The organism is Bifidobacterium sp. LH_450, from assembly GCF_056356715.1.
The window spans coordinates 115352-137011 of the sequence record NZ_JBKEUU010000005.1 but is presented as its reverse complement, the minus strand read 5'-3'; the positions used below and the strand labels follow the sequence as shown (position 1 = coordinate 137011).

Below are 21660 nucleotides of genomic sequence, written 5' to 3'. Positions count from 1 at the left end.
AAGGAGGGGCGCTTCCTTTTGCCCAGGGGGTTCAGCCCCTGTCCTTGTCGTTGCCGGACGACGAGGATGACGAATGCTCGTTGCTCGACGAGCCGGAGCTGGGCGAGCTCGAGCTCGACGATGCGTTCTGCGTCGTGACGGTAATCGTCGCGCCCTTGTCCACCGAGCTGCCGCCTTCGGGCGAAATCGACGTGACGATGGCGTCATCGTCGGTCGGCCCGTCCGTCGTGACGGTGAAGCCGGAGGCTTCGAGGATGCTCTTGACCGTCTTGTAGTCGCTGCCGGCGGTGATGTTCGGCACCGTGACCTGCTCGGGGCCGGTGGACACCCAGATCGTCGCGTCGGAGCCCTGCGCCACCGTCGAGCCTTCGGACGGCGACACGCGGATGACGTTGCCTTCCGCGACCGTGTCGGACGCCTCGGTCTGGACAGTGGGCTGCAGGCCCGCTTCCTGAAGCTTCGTTCTGGCCTCGTCCTGCGTCAGGCCGGCCAGTCCGGTCGGCACCTTCGTCATGCCGCTGGACACGTACAGCTGGATTGTGGAGCCCTTGGACGCCGTGGAGTTCGCAGCCGGATCGGTGCGGGTAACGTCGTCCTTCGGTACCGTCGCCGAATCCTCGGTCTGCACCGACGTCGAGACCTGGAAACCGGCGGCTTCCAGCGTGCTGCGGGCCTCGTCCTGCGAATAGCCCTCGACGTTCGGCACCGTCACGGTCGCCGGACCGGTGGAGAACCACACCGACACGGTGCTGCCTTCCTCCACCGACGTGCCGCCGGCCGGGGTCTGCTTGGTGAACGTGCCTTCCGGTTCGGTGGAGTCGGTATCCTCCTTCACCGAGATTTTCAGGCCCACGGCTTCCAGCTGCTGGCGTGCGCGGTCTTCGGTCGTCGTGGAGTTGAAGGTCGGCACGACGACCATCTTCGTGGCGTTGTCCTGCTGCCAAAGCGTTACGCCGATGACGCCGGCGATGAGCAGCACGCCGATGATGATGCAGGCCGTGATGATGTGGTTGCGCCGCTTCTTTTTCTTCGTCGCCTGGGCGCGCGCGGTGCGCGACATCGCGGGGTTGTCGCCGCTGGGCACCGTCTCGATCTGCCCGGTCACCGGGTTGAAGGTCTGCGTTGAGCCGCCGGCGGCGGTCTGGCCGTACGCAACGGTGGTGGTGCCGGCTTCCTCCTCCTTGCGTGCCTTCATGTTCGTCAGGTCCGTCAGCGGGTTGAACGCCGCCGCCACCGGCACGCCGCCGTTCATGAACGTCAGGATGTCGTTCTTGAATTCGGTGGCCGTGGCATAGCGGTTCTGGCGGTCCTTGGCCATCGCCTTCGCGCAGATCGAATCCCAGATGCTCGGCAGCCCGGGCACGACGGCGCTCGGAGGCGTCGCCACTTCGGAAACGTGCTGGAAGGCGATGGCGACGGCGGAGTCGCCGGTGAACGGCGGACGCCCCGTCAGCATTTCGTAGAGCACGCAGCCGGCCGAATAGATGTCGGAACGCAGGTCGACGCTCTCGCCGCGCGCCTGCTCGGGGGAGAGGTACTGGGCCGTGCCGACGACGCCCTGCGACTGCGTCATCGTCGTCGCCGAATCGTCGAGCGCGCGGGCGATGCCGAAGTCCATGACCTTGACGACGCCCTGCTCGGAGATCATGATGTTGCCTGGCTTGATGTCGCGGTGGATGATCCCCATGCGGTGCGAATACTCCAGCGCACTGAGCAGGCCGACCATGACGTGCTCGGCGTCGCGCTGGCTCAGCGGGCCGTTCGCCTTGATGATGTCGCGCAGCGTCTGGCCCTTGACGTACTCCATCACCAGGTACGGCAGGCGCTCGGTCTGGCCGTTCTCGAGGCGCACGACCTCCTCGCCCGAGTCGTAGATGTTGACGATGTTCGGGTTGTTCATCTGCGCAACCGAATGCGCTTCGCGCTGGAAACGGGTGAGGAAGATCTCGTCGTTCGCGAAGTCGGAACGCATGATCTTGATGGCGACGGTGCGGCCCAGGCGCGTGTCCAGCGCGATATGGACCTGAGCCATACCGCCGCGGCCGATGAGCTGGCCGAGCTGATAGCGTCCACCGTCCAGATTGGCGGGCATCGGGCTACTCATGATGGGTTCCTCCGTTTCCTCCAAATGCCATGCCGGTCAGGCGGCGGGATGGAGCGGGACTGTCATCCTGATCGTGGTCAATGATCGTCTCGTTGATAAAGCGGTAGCCGGCGGCATGGGTCGCCGGATCGTGGTGGGGCGCGCTGGAAACGCGGCGCGGCACGCGGTTGCCGAACGTCATGACGGCCGTTTCGGCCTGTTCGGCCTGCTGGTCGAGCAGCCGCCGCTCGATGCGCGTGAAGATCCTCGCGACGGTCAGCGCGTCGCTGGGGCGGTCAAGCGGGTCCTTCGACAGCATCGCCATGACGAACTGCGCCAGCTGCACGTCCACCGACGCCGGAAGCGGCGGGACCGGGTTGTTGACGTGCGCGGCGGCGATGTCGACGGGCGTGGCGCCGGTGAACGGGCGGTGCCCGCACAGGCCTTCGTAGGCCACGACACCGAGCGAGTAGATGTCGGATTGCGGCGTGGCCTGCTGGCCCTGCGCCTGCTCCGGGGAGATGTACTGGGCCGTGCCGACGACCATGCCGTCCTGCGTGATCTGCTCCTGGTTCGTGGAGTAGGAGACGCCGAAGTCGGTGATCTTCACCTCGCCGTTGTCGGACACCATGATGTTGGCCGGCTTGACGTCGCGGTGGATGATGCCGTGCGAATGCGCGACGAACAGGCCGCGCGCCGTCTGCGTCAGGATCGGCAGCAGCTCGATCGGGTCCATCGGTCCGTCAAGCTCGTGGAACAGGTCGGCAAGCGACTTGCTGGGCACGTACTCCATGATGAGGAAGCCGATGCCGTCGTGCTCGTAGTACTCGAAGAGCGCGGCGATGTTCGGGTGCGCGAGGTTGGCGGAATTGCGCGCCTCCGCCCGCAGCCGCCGCAGCTTGGATTCCTGGTTCGTCGTATCGGTGCGCAGTGCCTTGATCGCCACCGGACGACCCAGCTGGATGTCGTAGCCTTTCCACACTTCGCCCATGCCGCCCTGCGCAAGCCTGGAATCGAGCCGGTAGCGCCGGTGGATCAGCTGGCCTTCGATGAGCTTCATTCCTTCAGGGCCTCCTCCATCATTGCCTTCATAATCGGGCCCGCTGCGAACGAGCCATACAGATCGACGTCGTGCACCACCACCGCGACGGCGATCTTCGGATCGTCGGCGGGGGCGAAGCCGATGACCCAGCCGTCGATCGATTCATTGTTCGAGCCAATCTGCGCGGTGCCGGTCTTCGCCGCCACCTTGACGCCGTCGATGGCGAGATTCGCGTTCTCCTTGGTCACTACCGATTCCATCGCCGTGGTGATGCTGTTGGCCGTATCGGCGCTGAACGCCTTGCTCATCACGCTTGGCGTCGTATCCGGCATGACCGACAGGTCCGAATAGCGCACGCGGTCCACCAGCGTAGGCTGCATCAGCACGCCGTCGTTGGCGATCGCGGCCGCGACCATGGCGTTCTGCAGCGGCGTGACGAGCGTGTCCCCCTGCCCGATGGACGCCAGCGCGAGCCTGTCCTGGCTGACTTCGGTGGGGAACTTCGAGGCGACGGCCGTCATCGGCGAGCCGGTTGAATCGGTGCCGTCGACGGTAATCGACTTGTCGAAGCCCAGCTTCTGCGCCATGTCGGAAATGGCGGTGTCGCCCAGCGCCACGCCAAGCTGCGCGAACGCGGTGTTCGACGAATAGGCGAGGGCATCTTCCAGCGAAATCTTGCCGTCGGTGCCGTTGCCGGCCGCTTCGGCGTTCGTCAGCTGCGTATTGGTGCCGGGCAGCGTGTAGGAAGCGCCGGCGGGAATCTGCGAGTCGAGCGAATAGTCGCCCTTCTCCAGCGCGGTGGCGAGCACGACCGTTTTGAACGTGCTTCCCGGCGGGTACAGCTCGCTGGTCGTGCGGTTGAGCATCGGGTTCGCGTCCTCGTTGGCGAGCTCGCTGTAAGCGGCGCTCGCGTTGCCGGTATCGTGGCTGGCCAGCTGGTTCGGATCGTAGCTCGGCGTCGACACCATCGCCAGGATGCGGCCGGTCGACGGCTCGATGGCGACGGCGGCGCCGTCCTTGTCCTTGAGCTGGTCGTAGGCGGCCTGCTGGATGGCCGGGTCGATCGACGTCTCGATCGTCGCCCCCTGGTTCTCGGTGCCGGTGAACAGCGCCTTGAGCCGCTGCCAGAACATCGAGTCGGATTCGCCGGTGAGCAGTTCGTTGCGCGACGCCTCGATGCCGCGGTCAGCTGACTGCGTCACCGAGAAATAGCCGGTGACCGGCGCGTACATGGCGCCGTCGGAGTAGGAACGCTGGTAGGCGAACGCATCGTCGGAAGGCTCGGATTTCGCGATGACGGTGCCGTCGGACGCCAGGATCGAGCCGCGCGGCGCATCGTACTGCTCGTACAGTGAGCGTACGTTGCGCGGATCGTTGCCGAGCCGGTTCGCCTGGACCGTCATGATGATCGACGACGAGATTCCGAGCAGCACGAACAGCACGATCACGGCGGTGAAGAGCTGCCGCAGATTGCGGTTCACTGGTCGCCTCCCTTCACGCTGGCGACGGAACGCGGCTGGCGCTTATGGGCTGCCTTGTTCTGCAGCGCCGAAATGGCCTGCATCTGGAACGTTTCGCTGGTGATGTCGGCTTCCGGCTTGTTCGCGCAGTTCGAGATGACGACGAGCAGCGCGACGAGCGCGTAGTTGGCGATGAGCGAGGAGCCGCCGGCCGCCATGAACGGCATCGTCAGGCCGGTGAGCGGAATGACGAGCGTGATGCCGCCGACGACGGTGAACACCTGGAACGCCATCGTGAACGCCAGGCCGGAGGCGAGCAGCTTGCCGAAGCCGTCCTTGATCTTCATGGCCACGAGCAGGCCGATGGCGATGATCAGCAGGTAGAGCATCAGCACGGCGAAGACGCCGGCCAGGCCCAGCTCCTCGCCGGTCGAGGCGAAGATGAAGTCGGAGTTGGCCAGCGGCGTGATGGCCGGGTAGCCGTTGCCCAGGCCGGTGCCGATCAGGCCGCCGGACGCCAGGCCGAACAGGCCGGTGACCAGCTGGCTCGAGCCGCCTGGATAGCGGTTGTAGACGGCGGAGTCGAACGGATGGAGCCACGCCTCGATGCGGTAGCCGACGTGGGCGAAGAGGTGCGCGGCCACGACGCAGCCGACGGCGAAGGCCAGGGCGCCGATGATCAGCCAGCTGGGTCGGTCGGTCGCCACGTACAGCATCGCCACGAACATCGCGAAGAACATCAGCGAGGTGCCCAGGTCGTGCTGCACGACGAGCACGCCCATGGAGGCGAGCCAGACGACGATAATCGGGCCGAGGTCCTTGATGCGCGGCAGCCGCAGCCCGAGCACCTTCTTGCCGCCGACGGCCAGCTGGTCGCGGTGGTTGAACAGGTAGGCCGCGAAGAAGAACGCCAGGAACAGCTTGGCGAATTCGCCCGGCTGCAGCTGGTAGGAGCCGATGCCGATCCAGATGCGCGCGCCGCCGATTTCGCGGCCCAGGCCCGGCACCATCGGCGAGAGCAGCAGCGCCAGGCCGATGACCATGCTGACATACGAGAAGCGTTTGAGCACCCGGTAGTCGTGCATGAACACGATGAACAGGTTGAAGCACACCAGGGCCAGCACGAGCCACATGAGCTGGCGCGTGGCCACGTTCGTGTCGTTCTCCCGGTCGATGCGCGCGATCATCAGGATGCCGATGGCCGTGAGCATGAACATGCATACGATGATCGCCTGGTTCGCATAGGGCTGGCATTTGGCCACGATGGCCCAGGTCACGATGAACAGCGCCGCGCAGGCGAGCAGCAGCGCGAGCATCGTCGAGCTCGGGCCGACCGACGTGCGGGCGAACATCTGGAAGAAGCCGAGGGCTGCGGTGCCGATGGCCAGCAGCAGCAGCATGAGGTAGCGGATCTGCCTGGCCATCAGCTCGACCTGCTTGTGCTCGACGACGATGACGCCGTCGCCGAGGCGCTCGGCGACGCGCTTGCTGACGATGATGCGCTGGCGTCCTTCTTGTCCTTGTCCTTGTCCTTGTCGTCCTGCTTCTTGCTGTCCTGCAGCTCCTGCCATTGCAGACGGATCAGGTCGACGTGGTTTTCAGCCTCCTGATAGGTGTCGAACGTAATGCCGGTGGACAGGCGGTCCTGCCACTGTTCGGGCAGCTCGGCCGTCTTGATGTCCGTTTCCTTCACCGTATGCGAGAGCTTGACGCCGAAGATGTTCGTGGGCACGCCCTGGTAGATCGCCACGACGCCGTCGCTATTGCCGAGGTAGTACTGCGTCTGGCTCCACGCATAGGCGGCCCATGCGCCTACGCACGCGGCTGCGACGAGAACCAGGGCAACCACAGTTCCGATGACCCTGTTTCGAAATTTACGGGTACGGACAGCCTTCCTTTCCTCGAGCTGTTCGTGGTGGATGGCATTCGCCACCTCCGGATCGTTGGGATCCGCGGACAGCCGCCCGTCGTTCTTCTTGACGACGGGAATCTCGCCGGTATCGAGGTCGGGGCGTTCCCCGTTCTTTTCGCGCACTTCGGAAGGCTGCACGACCTGCTGGGTGTTGGCGCCGTCCGGGGGCAGCGGGGGAGCGGGCTTGCTCTGCGCCAGCGCCGCCGCGCGGGCGGCCGGCGACGTCTTCGCGGCGACCAGCGCCGGGGCGCTGGCGACCGGTTCGTTGACGATGTCCGCAATGGCGGCCATGTTCGAGCTGGCCGCGCCGCCGATCAGCGGAGTCTGGTGCGGCAGGTCGAAGCCGTTGGCGTTGAGCGCGAGCGTGGCGTCGGCGATGACGGCGGTGACGTTATCGGTGCTGCCGGCCTTGAGCGCCATGCCGACGAGCTTCTGCGCGCATTCCTCCGGGTTGGAGAAGCGCTGCATCGCCTCCTCGATCATCTCCATGCCGAGCACGCCGCACAGGCCGTCGGAGCACAGCAGCAGGCGGTCGCCGGCCTTCGCCTTGCGGATGGCGATGTCGGGATGGGCGTCGATATCGAAATCGCCCAGCACGCGCATGACGACATTGCGCTGCGGATGGTTGCGCGCCTCGGCTTCGCTGATACGCTTCGTGTCGATCAGGTGCTGCACGTAGCTGTGGTCGGTGGTCAGCCGCTGCAGCTTGCCGTCGCGCAGCAGGTAGGCGCGCGAGTCGCCGATGTGGGCGATGACCCAGTAGCCGGATACGAGCGACATGGCCGTGATCGTCGTGCCCATGCCGGCAAGCTTGCGTTCGCGCTTGGCCTTGCCGACGATGGCGTCGTGCGCGGCCATGACCGACGTTTCCATGATCTGCGCGGCATGCTCGACATTGCCGTCGGAACCGGCCGTTTCGATGTGGGCCAGCGACCGCACGGCGATCGTCGAGGCGGTGTCGCCGCCCGCATGGCCGCCCATGCCGTCGCACACGGCGACGAGATGCTCGCCGGCGAAGGAGGAGTCCTGGTTGTTCGACCGCACGGTGCCGACGTCGGACACGGTGGTCGAGTACATGAAGAGTGGTTCGCTATCGTTGCTGGCCATGGTCACCTCAGTTCGAAGGTGGTGGCGCCGATGCGAACGGGAACGCGCGACGCGAGCATCGTCGGGGCGTTGATGCGTTGCTGGTTCACGATAGTGCCGTTGGTGCTGGAAAGGTCTTCGATGGCCCAGTTGCCGGTGGTTGGGTCACGATAGACGCGTGCATGGTGGGACGAGACGAATTCGTCGTCGAGCACCACCGAGTTGGACGCTGCGCGGCCGAGCGTGATCGTCGCGGAAGCGTCGAGGGGAACCGACGTGCCGGCAAGCGGGCCGTCGATGACGACAAGCAGCGAAGGGCCCGAAGGCGCGTCGGTACGCGCCTGCACCGGCATCGAGCCGGTCGGGGGAAGCTGCGTCGAGCGCATCGGGCGCGCCGAGGGCGCGGGGGATTGCGCCGTCTTGCGTGCCTGGCGGTCCTTCTTGCGCCGCGCGCGCGACTTGTGGGGGCTGTATGCCTCGACGTCCCGGTACAGGGAGCGCACCACCAGCCATACGAATACCCACAGCAGCAGCAGGAATGCGTATTTGAGCGCGGCGAATGTCAGTTCGGTAATCATAGGGGGAAAGAACTCCTCGCGGATTACTCCTGGTCTTGCGACGAGGCCCAGTACAGGATCCGCGTGCGGCCGATCGTGATGGTGTTGCCATCAAGCAGCGTGGCGGCGGGAACCTGGTGGCCTTCGACATAGGTGCCGTTCGTCGAGCCCAGGTCGCGGGCCACGACGCCGTTGTCGGTGATGTCGATTTCCAGGTGCTTGCGGGAAATGCCCGGATCGTCGATGACGATGTCGCAGCCGGAGCCGCGGCCGATGATCGTCTTGTCCTTCGTGAGCAGGTACTGGCTGTTGTTCACCTCGAGCATCGGGCAATCCTGCGTCTGCGCGTCGGTGGTGACGGGGACCGCGTTGCCCTGCACCGATTCGGACGTGAGCTTGAAGTTGCCCTTCGTCAGGTCAAGGTCTTCCTCGAAGATGACGACGACGGGGCCGACGAACGCGTAATGCTGGCTCTTCGCGTACTGGGTGAGGTTGTCGGCGAGCTCGTTGGCCAGCGCTTCCGAACCCCACTGGTCGATGCGGTCGAAATCGGGCGTGCTGAGCTTGAAACGGTATTCATTCGGTGCGACGGTGCGGTCGCGGCCAACCGGCATCGCCTCGGCGTCGATTTCGCGCTCGAGCGCGCTCGACAGGTCGACCGGCTGGAGGTCTTTGGAACCGAACTTCGCAAAAACACCGTTCACCGCGCCTTCGACGCTTTTCTCGAAACGGTCAAGAACGCTCATAATGGTACCTTTCTATCCTTTCCCATCCTACGCTTTGGGGCAACGAGCGCCAATCCCAGCGGGCGCCTTTTGCACAAACGCCATCTTTGCCCCTCTTCCTGAAAGGACTCGGCGCGCACTTTTCGGTCTTATAGAATCTTACCGTTGCCGGAGGATACCAATCTCATGCGAATCTTATGCGAAGGAAAAAACCCGCGGGAAGCGGCGCTGCTGATTACTATGGTGCCGTATGGAAATCGCGATGCTTGATGAAGCGAAATTCCGGGAGGAAATCGACGATACGGTGCTCCCGGCGCTGGAGAGCTGCCGTACCGAAGGGTATATGGAGCCGTCCCGCGAAATCTATTCCGGACGTGCGCTGCCGCCGCTGGAAGATCTTGGCCGGCTGCACTACGTATGCTACGACGTGGAGGAATTCCGCAAGCTCGGCGTTCCCGGCGCCTCGCAGCGGTTCCATGGAGCAGTGGTAATCTCCCACGGTTTTTCCGAATTCGCGGCGAAATATTCCGAAATCGCGTGGTATTTCCTGCTCGCTGGATTCAACGTGTGCATTCTCGAACACCGCGGGCACGGCTATTCGCCGCGCGACGTCGACGACAAGAACATCGTGTATATCGACGACTGGCACCGCTACGTCGCCGACTACGCGACGTTCATCCAGCGCATCGGGCGGCCGTGGGCGCGCGGCAAGCAGCTGGCGCTGTTCGCCCACTCGATGGGCGGCGGCATCGGCGCGGCATTGCTGGAACGCTACCCGAAGCTGGTCGACAAGGCGGTGCTCTCCAGCCCGATGATCGCCCCCGATACCGGCGTGCCGAACTGGCTGGCGGCAACGCTGTGCGGGCTGGAATGCGACCTCGGCCGCGCCGGGAAGAAGGCGCCGGGAATGCACGACTTCGAGCCGGAAATCGGCAAGAAGGACGCCGGGGCGTCGATGGCGCGCTGCCAGTGGTACCTCGACATGCGCATCGCCGACCCGCATTACCAGAACACGGCGGCCGCGAACGAATGGGTGCGCCAGGCGGTGCGGCTGTCGCATGCCATTCTGCAGCCGAACATGGTGCAGCGCATCCAGACGCCGGTGCTGATGTTCCAGGCGGGGCGCGACATGTGGGTGCTCAACGTCGCGCAGGACAAGCTGCAGGAACGCATGGAGGAGAACGGGCAGACCATCCAGATGGACCGCGTGCCCAATTCGGTGCATGAAATCTTCTCGATGCCGAACGCGACGTTCGCCCCGTACCTCAAGCGCATCCTGCGGTACCTGCAGTCGAGCGAAAAGGTGACGGTGCTCCCGTAGCTTGCGCGCGCTACAATCGCGGCAGACTGGAGAGAAAGGGCTGTCGTGAGCGACACTGACACTGTGCGTACCGCCGCCGGCGCATTGGCCGGCGAACGCATCGAACCGCAGAAGAGACAGGGCGAGACGCCGCAAGGAACGCGGATCGGCGAGCAGGCTGGAAAGCGGGATGGCAAGCGGGCCGGCAAGCGGATGAAGAAGCCGTTCGGCAAGCGGCGCCGCGACCGCGAGCCGTCGTTCGAGCAGACGCCGCGGCGCATGCTGTTCGGCGTCGCGCTGACGCTGGCCGGCGGCGTGTTGTGGGGCGTCAACGGGTCCGTGTCCAAACTTGTCATGGACGGCTACGGCGTCAGCCCGCTGTGGTTCGCCTGCGTGCGGCAGACGATTGCCGGCATGCTGTTCCTGCTGTGCGCGGCGGTCATCGCCCCGCGCTCGCTGAAGGAGGCCGTCGGCAACGTCCGGTCGTACCCGTGGTACATCGTGTGCGCGCTGTGCTGCGTCACGCTCGAGCAGGTCGGCTATCTGTTCTGCGTGCATTGGACGAATGCCGGCACGGCGACGGTGCTGCAGACGGTGAATCTGGTGATGGTGCTCGGCTACGTGTGCGTGCGCGGACGGCGGCGCCCGAGCTGGGTGGAGCTGGTCGGCGTCGTGATGGCGTTCGCCGGCGTGTTCCTGTTGGCCACCGGCGGCAACTTCTCGACGCTGTCGATGCCGGTGCAGGCGCTGGTGTGGGGCCTGCTGAACGCGTTCGCCTGCGCCTGCCTGGCAATCATGCCGGTCAAGCTCATTGCGCAGTATGGCGAGCTGGTCGTCAACGGCGTGCTGTTCCTCATTTCCGGGCTGCTGCTCATGCCGTTCGTGCGCCCGTGGGAGCAGGTTCCGGCGATGGATGCGCGCGGCTGGGCGCTGACGGCGGTGTCGATCGTCGTCGGTGCGTTCCTCGCGTTCTGGCTGTTCATGGCCGGCGTCGCCCGCGTCGGCTCGATGCGCGCGACGCTGCTGGCGACGATCGAGCCGGTCGTCGCGACGATCACCGCCGTCGCGTGGACCGGCGCGGTATTCACTCCGGCCGACCTCATCGGCTTCGTGCTGATCATAGTGATGGTCTTTCTCGTACATTAAGGAAGGTATCGCATGGGAGCTTGGGAATCGTTTGCCGGCGCGCAGCGCTGGTTCGCGTGCCCGAACTGCGGGGCGCCGCTGGAACTGGACGGCCGTAGCCTGGTGTGTGGCGGCGAGCGGCGCCACTGCTTCGACATCGCGCGGCAAGGGTACGTGAATCTCGACATCGCGGCGAAGAAATCTCCCTTCTATGACCGAGATTCGTTCGAAGCGCGCCAGCGGATCCTTTCCGCCGGCTATTACGGCCATATTCGCGACGCCGTGCTGCAGGCGGCGATGGATGGGCGCCCTGCCGATGCGACGTATCTGGATGTCGGTTGCGGCGAAGGCTACTACTCGCGCGAGCTCGCCACGGCGCTGGCGGCGCAGCCGGCTGCGGAAGGCGACGTTCCGACGGTGCTTGCGTTCGACATTTCCAAAGATTCGGTGCAGCTCGCCGCCCGCGAGGACCGGGGCAAGCGGGTGAAATGGTTCGTCGGCAATCTGGGCGCGCTGCCGTTGCGCGACGAATCGGTCGACTGCATCCTCGATATCTTCTCCCCGGCCAACTATGCGGAGTTCGAACGCGTGCTTAAGCCCGGCGGCATCGTTGTCAAGGCGGTGCCGGGCAACGGGCACGTGAGGCAATTGCGCGAGCTGGCCGCCAAGGCAGGCCAGCTGCGCCATGAAGAATATTCCAACGAGGAAGTGGTGGAGGCGTTCGAGCGCCGCTTTGCGCAGGCTCGCCATGCCACCGTCTCCCGCACCTGTGCCATGCCGCCCGAAGACGTGGGCGCCTTTGCCCGCATGACCCCGCTCTTTTTCAATGTTGCAGTGGACGGGCTGGCGTTGGAGAGCATCGGCGAGATCACCGTTGAGGCCGAGCTCCTCGTTGGAACGAAACAGTAGGACGGCTGCGCGGCGCTAGAACGCAGGCATGTCCTCGTCGGGTTGGTCCGGGAAGCCCTGGATGGAACCGTCGTATTCCGAATGGCCGCTGCATTCCCAGTCGTCTGCGGTGACGAACGACGGGTCATCGCTACAGCCGGCCGGGGGAGGGGCGCATAGGCGTGATGGCCCGGCTGGCGTGTACCAGCCCCATAGCGTCTTTTCCGCCGCGGGAAGGTCGGGACGCTTGCCGGCGGCATAGGCGCCTGGAACGTACTCCCAGTCGGACGAGACATTCCGGACCTGCTCGAAGGCCATGGCCATCGCTACGCACTTCGCAAGCCGTCCATGGTCGTAGTCGAGCTGTGCCGTGCCGCCACGGTCCTCAATGAGCTGCCATCCCTCAAGCAGCAGCATGCGGTTGATTTCGCGGGCTTCATGTATCGAGGCGGCATGACCCTGATCCTCCGGCCGCAGGCTGGTCATCGACGGGAATTCCCGCCCTGTGCATGAGTCAGGCATCGGCATGATGATGCCGATTTTCAAATCCGGGTAGGCTGCCTCCATGCGGTATCGGTACTGTTCGATATCCATGAGGTATGGCGAGCAGGGGAGCTCGAAGCCATGGCGTAGCAGCCGGGTTGCCAGCGGCGTGTGCGGAAGCTCGCCGTCCGGCTCCGCAATGCGTCGCAGATTGTCGAGAACCGTGAGGCACTTGTTCCGGCCAAGGAACTTCGGCATCTGCTCGATATAGTCGGCGAGCTCCTGCACGGTGAGCGACGTCAGCGGATTCATCGGGGAAGTGAGCCAGAGAGCCGTCATCAGGAGCTCCTCCTCCGTGCAGCGCGCGCTGCACTGGGCCCAGGCGACTTGCGGCGCGACGATTTGCGGACGGTAGTCATCATGTGAATTGCCGCTATCTGCACAGGTCTCGGCATCCTCGGCATCGCCGGTGCCGTTGACGTCAGATCGGGCAACGGCGGCGTTCGCTGGCGCTTGCGGCGTGGCACCGTTTATGCGTGCTTCGCTGAAATCGACTGGCACGGCATGCTGTTCATGCTCCCAATAGTGGCTGTAGGCGCCTTGCTTGCGGTACTTGTACTCTTTGTCCGCGAAACAGACATGCAGGCGATTGTCCGGCGCGGTGGGCAGTTCGGGGCAGCCCCAGTAGCGGGCGGCTGTAGCGTGGCAAAAGACGGGTTCGAAAGGATACCGGCCGGCGGTTTCGCGGATTTTGCTCCGGATGGCGTTGGAGGCCGCTATCGCCGCCTGCGCGATGTCGGCCGCGACGGCAGGGTTCCGGCGTTGGCTGCGGCGATGCTGTACGCGGTTGGCGAGGCGATGCTGCGTAGTGGGATGTGGTACTGCGTTCATGGCATCCAAGCTACGGGGCGGCTGCCTGGTCTCTCAACGGGAATCTGCAAATCTGTGGAAAAGTGGATTACTCGCCGTCATGGCAACGTAGCTGTGGATAACTCGGTGGACAGGCAGCCGTTCCGTGCACAGGCATAAAAAATGCTTTCCACCTATCCCAAGTGGAAAGCAATTTCATTATGGCTCGCCTTCAAAGCCCCGCAAAATCTTTTTCCTGTAGGCAAATTTGTCGGCACTTCAGCAACCCCAGCCTCCGGAAAACGCAGCCGAAAAGGAAGCGCGCGGACTACCCTGGCTGCAGGAACGGAATCGAGGTTCGCGCGGAAGCCCTGACAACGAGCCTCACAAAGCAGGAAGGAGCGTTTCGTGATCGATGTCGTTGGAGCGGCAATCATCCGCCACAATCCGGCCGACGGAACGCCGCAAATACTGTGTGCCAAGCGTGGCGCCGGCAAATCACTGGCCGGCTGCTGGGAATTCCCAGGCGGCAAGATCGAGGCCGGGGAAACACCGGAAGAAGCGCTGCGTCGCGAAATCGAAGAGGAACTGCGCTGCGAGGTGGAAGTCGGCGAGCAGATTGCCAGCAGCGTCTACGATTACGACTTCGGCACGGTGGGGCTGACGACGTTCGCCTGCCATCTGTGCAGCGGTACGCCACGGCGCACGGAGCATGAGGAATTCCGCTGGCTTTCGCCGAAGGAACTGCCGAAGCTTGGCTGGGCGCCCGTTGATCGCGAAGCTGTGGAACGGCTCAGCGCCATGTAGTCTTTCGCATGTTTCACGTGCCATTTGATCAGCCAGCACGCCCGCGCTATCCTGGACGCAACCAAGGCGAGGAACGCGCAGCAAGGGGGCGCAGATGGCATACGAAGACGGCGGGGACTTCAGCGATGTCAATGCAGAAGGCGATGGCGCCGCTGCCAACGGCGACGACGGCAGCTTCAGCGCAGGCCGCAACGATGCATACGACGCGGAACGCGATTCGCTGCTCGCCGACGTCCTCTCGTCGCTCGTCGAAAACAATGCAAACGCAGCCGGTCGCTTTTCGCCACGGTTAATCGCCAACCAGCCCGGTGGCCAGACGATGGGCGATGCGCTTGCCGAGGAGATAGCGGGCAGCGATTCCTTCGATATGTCCGTTGCGTTCGTTTCAGCCGGCGCCGTCCAGTCGCTGCTGCAGGATTTCCGCGACCATTCCAGCCATTCCGGCGCTGCGCCAAGCCATATCATCACGTCAACGAAAAACCATTTCAATGACCCCCGCGCCTTCTGGCAGCTGCTGCATCTGCAACGCACGACCGGCGTCGATGTACGTATATGGCAGGACCCCGCGCCGACGGCAAGCGCTGCCGGAGGCCAGCCGTTCCACCCGAAGGGGTACGTATTCAGCCACCGTACCGCCGGCGACCAGCGCTATGTCAACCTGTATGTCGGCAGCTCGAACCTGACGTCGCTGGCATTGACGAAGCAGCGGGAATGGAATCTGCGCGTCTCGTCGCTGGACAGCGGCGCCCTGGTCGATGAAGTGCGCCATGAACTCGACGCCCAGCTGGCCGACTCCACGCCGCTGACCGAGGAATGGATCCGCCAATACGAAGAGGACTTCCGCAAGTACGCCCCAGCGCGCAAGGAGCTGCTCGCCGCCGAACAGCAGCGTCCCATCGAACCAAACGCCATGCAGCGCGAAGCGCTCGCCGCGCTGCGCGGCCTGCGCGCCGAAGGCAAGCGGCGTGCCATCATCATTTCGGCGACCGGAACCGGCAAGACCTACCTGTCGGCGTTTGACGTGAAACAATGCCATCCGCGCCGCATGCTGTACGTCGTGCACCAGCAGCAGATCCTGCAGCGCGCAAAGGAATCGTACGGCAAGGTGCTGGGCTGCCCTGACAGCGACCTGGGGCTGCTGACCGGAAACCGCAAGGAAGGCGACCGCAAGTACGTATTCGCCACCGTCCAGACGCTCGCGCAGCCGGACGTGCTGAGCCGATTCGCGCCCGACGAATTCGACTACGTGCTGCTTGACGAAGTCCATCATGCCGGCGCCAGCCAGTACCGCAAGGTCATCGACCGTTTCAGCGGTGCCAGGTTCATGCTGGGGATGACGGCCACGCCGGAGCGCACCGACGGCATCAACATCTTCGAGCTGTTCGACTACAACGTCGCCTATGAAATCCGGCTGCAGAAAGCGCTCGACGAGGACATGCTGTGCCCGTTCCACTACTACGGCATCAGCGAATACCTCGGCTCCGAAAACGATGCCGACGGCTCGCCCGAACGCCTCGACATGGCCGATGGCACGAATTGCGCCTCTGGGCGCCAGCTGCGCTACGAAATGCAGCATCTCGCGTCCGAGGAGCGCGTCGCCTATATCGTCAAGAAAATCGAGGAGTACGGCGAATTCAATGTGCCGGTCACCGGACTGGTATTCTGCAGCCGCGTCGACGAAGCGCGCGAGCTGTCGCGGCTGTTCAACCGTCAGTTCAATCAGCAAGCCGAACGTCCATACCGCACCGCCGCCATCACCGGCAGCGACAGCGAAGCCACGCGCAACGAACTGATTCGCCAGCTCACCTGCGGCGAACTCGATTACCTGTTCACCGTCGACATGTTCAACGAAGGCATCGATATCCCGCCGATCAACCAGATTATTATGCTGCGCAATACCGAATCCAGCATCGTTTTCACACAGCAATTGGGCCGAGGCCTGCGAAAATTCGCCGACAAGGACAGCTGTACGGTACTGGATTTCATCGGCAACTACCAGAACAATTTCCTCATTCCGGTGGCGCTATACGGCAATACCGGCGACCGGGATATTGCGCGCAAGAATCTGCAGCGGAAAACCATCGGGCTTTCCTCCATCAGTTTCGACCGCATCGCCAAGGAACGCGTCCTCGCATCACTCGACGCCGCCAACTGGTCGGAGATGAAGAGGCTGCGCGAGCAATACGAACAGGTCCGCTACGAGCTCGGCCGCGTCCCGATGCTCGCCGACATGTACGCCCACGATCCGTCGCTGCCGGTTACGCTCGCCAAAAAGGACGGCTGCTACCTGAACTTCGTCCGCTCCTGCGAGCAGCGCTATGCAAAGAAAGACGGCCAGCAAACGTTCCTTGAGGGGTTGGAACCAGTCAACGATACCGAAGAAGGCATCCTGCGGTTCGCCACGGAAATACTGTTGCCTGGCTTGCGGCCGCAGGAACTGGAGATTCTGCGCGAGCTGTGCACGGCTGCAGGAATCAGCGCGGACAGGGCGGAGGGAACCGTTTGTGCAGGCCGGTCTCGCGCTGAGCTGGAAGCTGCGCTCCTGCGCGATTTCCCGGGCGCCGACACTTCCAGCACGCAGTTTGATTCAGCGTTGGGCGTGCTCGACTTCAGCTTCTTCTTCGCCAACGATTTCAAGAGATTCGGCGGCACGCCGCTGATAGAACGCGTCGACGGGCCGGAAGACACGGAACGCTACCGCCTCGCCGACGCCTTCGCCGGCATGCTTCGCAGCAACGGCACATTGCGTGGGTTCTTCTTCGATGCGCTGCACACAGGCATGATGTACAGCCACGCGCTGCTTAAGGAAGCCACGGACGGCCCGCGCAGCCTTGACGGCCCGTTCCTCTATGACCGCAAGTATTCGCTGCTGGAAGTCGAGCGCCTGTGCGGATGGCCCAAGGAGATCCCGCCGCTCAATGTCGGCGGCTACAAGCTTGACGTCCCCACCGGCACGATGCCGATTTTCGTGAAGTACGGCACGAGCCAGTATGAAGACCGGTTCCTCAACCCGCAGGAAATGCTGTATTACAGCAAAAACGGGCGGTCGCTGTCGTCGAACGAGTTCCAATGGATGCTGCCGTGCGACGGCCCCGAATGGAGCCAGGAGCATTTCATCCCCATCTTCGTCATGCGCGAAGCGGAGGCGAATGAAAAGGACAAGACGTATTACTACATCGGACGCGTAGCCTCCATCGCCAACGCCCACGAAACCAGCAAGCCGTCCGACAAGGGCGATGGCAGGGAAAAGGTCGTGCTTGCCACGCTGCGGCTGGCGCGGCCGGTGGATCCGGAACTCTACCGGCACCTCATCGGCGATGAACGTTAGTGAGACCCGGAAAAATCCGCCGACGGTAAAAACCGCGGGAAAAGCGGCGCCAACGCATGCATAATGAAATTGCTTTCCACTTGGGATAGGTGGAAAGCATTTTTTATGCCCGAGCGACGATGCTGTCGTTCGGAATCTGGAATCTAGAGTTCGAGAAACGGTTCGTCGCTGCGAATGAACGCCGCCATCGCGTCCGCCAAAGCCTGCGGGTCGCCGCTTTTCCTCATCGCCTTGCGGACCGTGCATTCCCACACCACCAGTACCTTGACGCCGCGTGCGGCCAGCGTTTCCTTTACCTCGGCATCGCGCTGTTGGTTGCGCGCGAATTTGCCGGTCCAATACTCCACGTTGCTTTTGGGCGTCGTCGCTACCTTGCAGCCGGGGTGGCGATGCCAGAAGCAGCCGTGTACGAACACCGCCGTGTTGTATTTGTGCAGGAATACGTCGGGATGGCCGAATTCCTTCGATTTCAAGCGGTACCGGAAGCCTTCGCTCCACAGCAGGTGCCGTACGAACACCTCCGGCTTCGTGTTCGAGCCGCGGATTGCCGACATGATTTCGCTGCGTTTCTGCTTGCTCACGGTGTCGGTCATGCCTCCAAGGCTAGCGCTTGCCGCCGAAGCGGGGACGCAGCCGCGCAAACAAAAGCGGGAGGGAACCAGTCCCTCCCGCCTGAGTGAACGTTGTACGCTGTCAGTCGGTCGTCATCTTCGAGAGGATGTCGACGGCGTCGGCGCTTACCGGCGTCATGTTGAGGTCGGGCAGCTCGGCGAGCGGGACCCAGCGGATTTCCGCCTGGTCCGTCTTTGTCGGGGTGCCGGAGGTGACGTGGCACACGAACGTCGTCAGGTGCACCATGCCGAAATCGTGCTGGTATTCGCTCGAGCACAGCTCGCTTTCGATTTCGACGCCGCAGTCCAGCTTCTCGGCGACCTTCTTGTGCAGGGCGTCCTGCAGGCTTTCGTGTTCGGTCACCTTGCCGCCGGGGAATTCCCAGTAGCCGGCCATCGACTCGCCGTCGGCGCGCAGGTCGACCAGCACCTTGCCGTCGTCGATGATTGCGGCGCCAACCAGATTGATGTCCTTGAGTTCGTGCAGCTCGTGGCGCACGGCCTTCGTTTCCTTGAGATCTTCGTCCATGAGACCCTCCGTCCCGTAACGTTTGTGCGGCTCGTATGTTGCCAATCACCGTCAGGTTACCGCCGCGCAAGCGCCGTGCGCCCCGATATCCTCTGTGGGCGTTAGCGCTCCAGCAACCAGTCCGTGGCGTGGGTGATTTTGATTCCGCTGTCGATGGCTCCGGTGCCAAACCAGTCCAGCGTAATGACAAGGCGCGGGAAAGCGTCCGTAAGACGCCGTAGGGGCGCAAGTTCACGTTGGCATACACGGTCGTCGGTCATGTGGAGACTCACCTGGATGTATTGCTTCTCTTCGCCCTTCCTGGCGACGAAATCAATCTCGGAGCCTTCTAGCTCACCTATAGTTACTGAATAGCCGCGTCGCTTGAGCTCCATGAAAACGATGCCTTCAAGCTGCGCGCCAAGATCGGAGGTAGCCTTGCCTGTCGCGAGATTCCGGAATCCGTTATCGACGGGATACCATTTGCGTAGCGGATTGAAGAGCGCTTTGCCGCGGAGCCGTTCCTGATCGGCGTCGTAAAGTATGAATGCCTTTTTCATGGCATTCAACCACGCTTCAATGGTTGGACGAGAGGCTGTGTTGCCGGCATGGTTGAGTGCGCCGGCGATTTTAGTTGGATTGACAAGATTGCCGGACGTCGCAAGCATGTATTTGCACAACTTTTCTAAGGCGGCGGGGTCGCGAAGAGCGCCACGTGTAGCAATGTCGCGCACCACCACGCTGTCATAAACGCTGGAGAGTATCTCCTCCATCCGTTCTGTAGTGGGGTTGCCGGCCGCGTAAAGCGCGGGCATGCCTCCAAATTCCATGTAGTCGCGAAACATATCATCGATACTGTTCACATCGCCTATGTTTCTCCGATAGGCCGCTACTTCTGCGAATGACAGCGGAAACACTGGAATCTCCACATAGCGTCCAGCTAACAGCGTGGAAAGTTCGCTAGAGAGCAAGCTCGCATTGGAGCCCGTGATATAGACATCCGTGTGTTCGCGTGTGTGCAGTTTGCGGACGACCCTCTCCCACCCGTCTACTTCCTGTACTTCGTCGAGAAGCACATAGAAATTGTATGAATCGTCTGCCTTGTTTATTGCCGCTGCCAGTTCGTTGTAGAGGTCTTCGGCAGTATAGCCGTATGGCACAGCGAAATCATCAAGCCGTTTGCGGAAGATATTGGAAGATGGCACTCCTGACTGTTCCAGTTGGTCAGAGTAGATTTTGAGCAGCGTGCTTTTGCCGCATCGCCGCACTCCGGCGAGCACTTTGATTTCAGGGGTATCGCGATGGCGTATCAGCGTGGACAGCATTTCGGGTCGTTCAATGATCACAGCTTCCTCCTCTGATGACGGCCTGAACGAGATTGCAAGTATACTTGCAATTCTCGCTGTTTCGGCCACGGATTGCAAGTGAACTTACATTTCGCGCCCTTTTTACCGAAAGCTGCAAGTATACTTTCATTTTTCGCTCTTTTAGGCTCGGATTGCAAGTACACTTGCAAGGGCGCTGATTAGACGGCGGGAGTGAGGCCTGAGGAGAGCGGGGCCAGGACGTCGGACTGTACGGTGGTTTGGGCGGCGAAGAGCGTGGCGCCGTTGCGCACGGACCGTACGACGTCGGTGCGTTCGTAGACGGCTTCGAATTCGCTCGCCGCGTCCAGCACGATGAAGTTCGCCGGGCGCCCTACGGCAATGCCGTAGCCGTCTTCCGGCAGGCTGAGCGTCCGCGCGCCGTTGGAAGTCAGGAACCGCAGCGCCGTGTCGAGTTCCGGCAGGCTCATCATCTGCGCGACGTGCAGCGCATAGTCGAGGATGATCATCATGTTGCCGTTGCCCAGCGGATACCACGGGTCCTGCATCGAATCCTGCCCGAGCGACACGTTGACGCCGGCTTCGTCGAGCTCCTTGACGCGCGTGATGCCGCGGCGCTTCGGGTAGGTATCCTGCCGCCCCTGCAGGTACAGGTTCTCGGTCGGCGCGCAGGCGAAGTTGACCTGCGCCGCCTTGAGCAGCTTGAGCAGGTGGAAGAAATAGCTGTTGTCGGCCGAACCGAGCGAACAGGTGTGGCTCGCCGTCGTCATCGCACCGATGCCTTCGGCATGCGCCAATGCCGCCAGCAGCTCCAGATGCCGCGACGACGGGTCGTCGGTTTCGTCGCAGTGCACGTCGATCAGCCGCCCGTAGTGCGTGGCGAGCCGCACCGTTTCGTGCATGGAGCGCTCGCCGAATTCGCGGCACCGCTCGTAGTGGGGAATCGCGCCAACGCAATCGGCGCCCATCTTGAGCCCCTCTTCAACGAGTTCGGCGCCGCCTTCGTACGAATACATCCCCTCCTGCGGGAACGCAACGATTTGCAGCGTCACCGTATCGCGCAGCTCTTCCTTGAGTTCCAGCAGCGCCCTGAGCGACGTGAGATTGGGGTCGGTCACGTCGGCGTGGGTGCGGATGAACTGCACGCCGTGGCGCAGCTCCTTCGCCACGGCCTTGCGGGCGCGCTGCTTGACTTCCGCCACCGTCAGGTCGGATTTCGTTTCGCTCCAGCGCTGGATGCCTTCGAACAGCGTGCCCGTTTCGTTGACGGCTCCCGGCTTGCGAGCGGTGAATACGTAGTCGAGGTGCAGGTGCGTATCGCAGAACGGGGCGCTGACGAGGCGGCCGCCCAAGTCGACTTCCTCAACCGGTTCCGTGCGGTCCGCAAGCCGCATCGTTTCGCGCAGGCCGGTGCCGATGGCGGCGAATCTTCCGTTTTCCACCAGCAGTTCGCAGCGGCCCTGCGGATCGGTGCGCAGGCCGGCTGGGGCGCTGGAAGCGGCGATCGTTGCGTTCGTGAACAAGGTTGCTGACATAGCGGCTCCAATCGACGGGCGCCCTGGGCTGCAGCC

Annotated in this window: 17 protein-coding genes; 5 read left to right on the top strand and 12 right to left on the bottom strand. The window is 63.3% G+C overall.

Translation table 11 applies throughout. From position 1 onward, the window contains the following. Positions 1–31: 31 nt before the first annotated feature. Genes pknB through AC1AXT_RS07530 form a run of 7 tightly spaced genes read right to left on the bottom strand, consistent with a single transcriptional unit; the run spans position 32 to position 8886 of the window. Positions 32–2104, bottom strand: coding sequence for a Stk1 family PASTA domain-containing Ser/Thr kinase (gene pknB, locus AC1AXT_RS07560; RefSeq protein ID WP_476541040.1), 2073 nt, complete (start codon positions 2102–2104; stop codon positions 32–34). Continuing rightward, a complete protein-coding gene (locus AC1AXT_RS07555) occupies positions 2097–3143 on the bottom strand; it encodes a serine/threonine-protein kinase (protein WP_476541038.1) in 1047 nt (348 codons plus the stop codon). Before AC1AXT_RS07555 ends, pknB begins: the two co-directional genes overlap by 8 nt. Beyond that, the gene (locus tag AC1AXT_RS07550) at positions 3140–4606 is read right to left on the bottom strand and encodes a peptidoglycan D,D-transpeptidase FtsI family protein (RefSeq protein WP_476541036.1); all 1467 of its coding nucleotides are present in this window, start codon (positions 4604–4606) and stop codon (positions 3140–3142) included. Before AC1AXT_RS07550 ends, AC1AXT_RS07555 begins: the two co-directional genes overlap by 4 nt. Continuing rightward, a complete protein-coding gene (locus AC1AXT_RS07545; RefSeq protein ID WP_476541198.1) occupies positions 4603–6009 on the bottom strand; it encodes an FtsW/RodA/SpoVE family cell cycle protein in 1407 nt (468 codons plus the stop codon). The genes AC1AXT_RS07550 and AC1AXT_RS07545 overlap by 4 nt, the downstream gene beginning before the upstream one ends. Then, a complete protein-coding gene (locus AC1AXT_RS07540; RefSeq protein ID WP_476541197.1) occupies positions 6009–7574 on the bottom strand; it encodes a PP2C family protein-serine/threonine phosphatase in 1566 nt (521 codons plus the stop codon). The genes AC1AXT_RS07545 and AC1AXT_RS07540 overlap by 1 nt, the downstream gene beginning before the upstream one ends. 32 nt (positions 7575–7606) lie before the next feature. After that, a complete protein-coding gene (locus AC1AXT_RS07535; RefSeq protein WP_476541034.1) occupies positions 7607–8161 on the bottom strand; it encodes an FHA domain-containing protein FhaB/FipA in 555 nt (184 codons plus the stop codon). Between the two features lie 23 nt (positions 8162–8184). Beyond that, a complete protein-coding gene (locus AC1AXT_RS07530) occupies positions 8185–8886 on the bottom strand; it encodes an FhaA domain-containing protein (RefSeq protein WP_476541032.1) in 702 nt (233 codons plus the stop codon). 229 nt (positions 8887–9115) lie between these two features. Between AC1AXT_RS07530 and AC1AXT_RS07525 the strand changes: the two genes are divergently transcribed. From AC1AXT_RS07525 to AC1AXT_RS07515, 3 genes are all read left to right on the top strand, one after another. Continuing rightward, the gene (locus AC1AXT_RS07525) at positions 9116–10186 is read left to right on the top strand and encodes an alpha/beta fold hydrolase (protein WP_476541031.1); all 1071 of its coding nucleotides are present in this window, start codon (positions 9116–9118) and stop codon (positions 10184–10186) included. Positions 10187–10378: 192 nt separating this feature from the next. Then, positions 10379–11311: a DMT family transporter gene (locus AC1AXT_RS07520; RefSeq protein WP_476541195.1), complete on the top strand. Its 933-nt coding sequence runs from the start codon at positions 10379–10381 to the stop codon at positions 11309–11311. Positions 11312–11323: 12 nt separating this feature from the next. Further along, positions 11324–12199, top strand: coding sequence for a methyltransferase domain-containing protein (locus AC1AXT_RS07515; RefSeq protein WP_476541029.1), 876 nt, complete (start codon positions 11324–11326; stop codon positions 12197–12199). 15 nt (positions 12200–12214) lie between these two features. Here AC1AXT_RS07515 and AC1AXT_RS07510 read toward each other — a convergent pair whose 3' ends face one another. Further along, positions 12215–13552, bottom strand: a complete 1338-nt coding sequence (locus AC1AXT_RS07510) for a hypothetical protein (RefSeq protein WP_476552968.1) — start codon at positions 13550–13552, stop codon at positions 12215–12217. A 366-nt stretch (positions 13553–13918) separates the two neighbouring features. Here AC1AXT_RS07510 and AC1AXT_RS07505 point away from each other — a divergent pair, with 366 nt between their 5' ends. Together AC1AXT_RS07505 and AC1AXT_RS07500 are read left to right on the top strand one after the other, a co-directional pair. Continuing rightward, positions 13919–14317 (top strand): (deoxy)nucleoside triphosphate pyrophosphohydrolase, encoded by a 399-nt coding sequence (locus tag AC1AXT_RS07505; RefSeq protein ID WP_476541026.1) that lies wholly within the window; start codon positions 13919–13921, stop codon positions 14315–14317. A gap of 94 nt (positions 14318–14411) precedes the next feature. Further along, on the top strand, positions 14412–17645 hold the full coding sequence (locus AC1AXT_RS07500; RefSeq protein WP_476541025.1) for a DUF3427 domain-containing protein: 3234 nt from the start codon (positions 14412–14414) through the stop codon (positions 17643–17645). A 143-nt stretch (positions 17646–17788) separates the two neighbouring features. Here AC1AXT_RS07500 and AC1AXT_RS07495 read toward each other — a convergent pair whose 3' ends face one another. From AC1AXT_RS07495 to AC1AXT_RS07480, 4 genes are all read right to left on the bottom strand, one after another. Then, complete coding sequence (locus AC1AXT_RS07495; RefSeq protein ID WP_476541023.1) at positions 17789–18238, bottom strand: very short patch repair endonuclease; 450 nt, start codon at positions 18236–18238, stop codon at positions 17789–17791. Between the two features lie 100 nt (positions 18239–18338). Next, positions 18339–18785, bottom strand: coding sequence for a (deoxy)nucleoside triphosphate pyrophosphohydrolase (locus AC1AXT_RS07490; protein WP_476541021.1), 447 nt, complete (start codon positions 18783–18785; stop codon positions 18339–18341). 101 nt (positions 18786–18886) lie between these two features. Next, positions 18887–20110, bottom strand: a complete 1224-nt coding sequence (locus AC1AXT_RS07485) for an ATP-binding protein (RefSeq protein ID WP_476541020.1) — start codon at positions 20108–20110, stop codon at positions 18887–18889. 179 nt (positions 20111–20289) lie between these two features. Next, on the bottom strand, positions 20290–21624 hold the full coding sequence (locus AC1AXT_RS07480) for an amidohydrolase family protein (protein WP_476541018.1): 1335 nt from the start codon (positions 21622–21624) through the stop codon (positions 20290–20292). Positions 21625–21660: the final 36 nt, after the last annotated feature.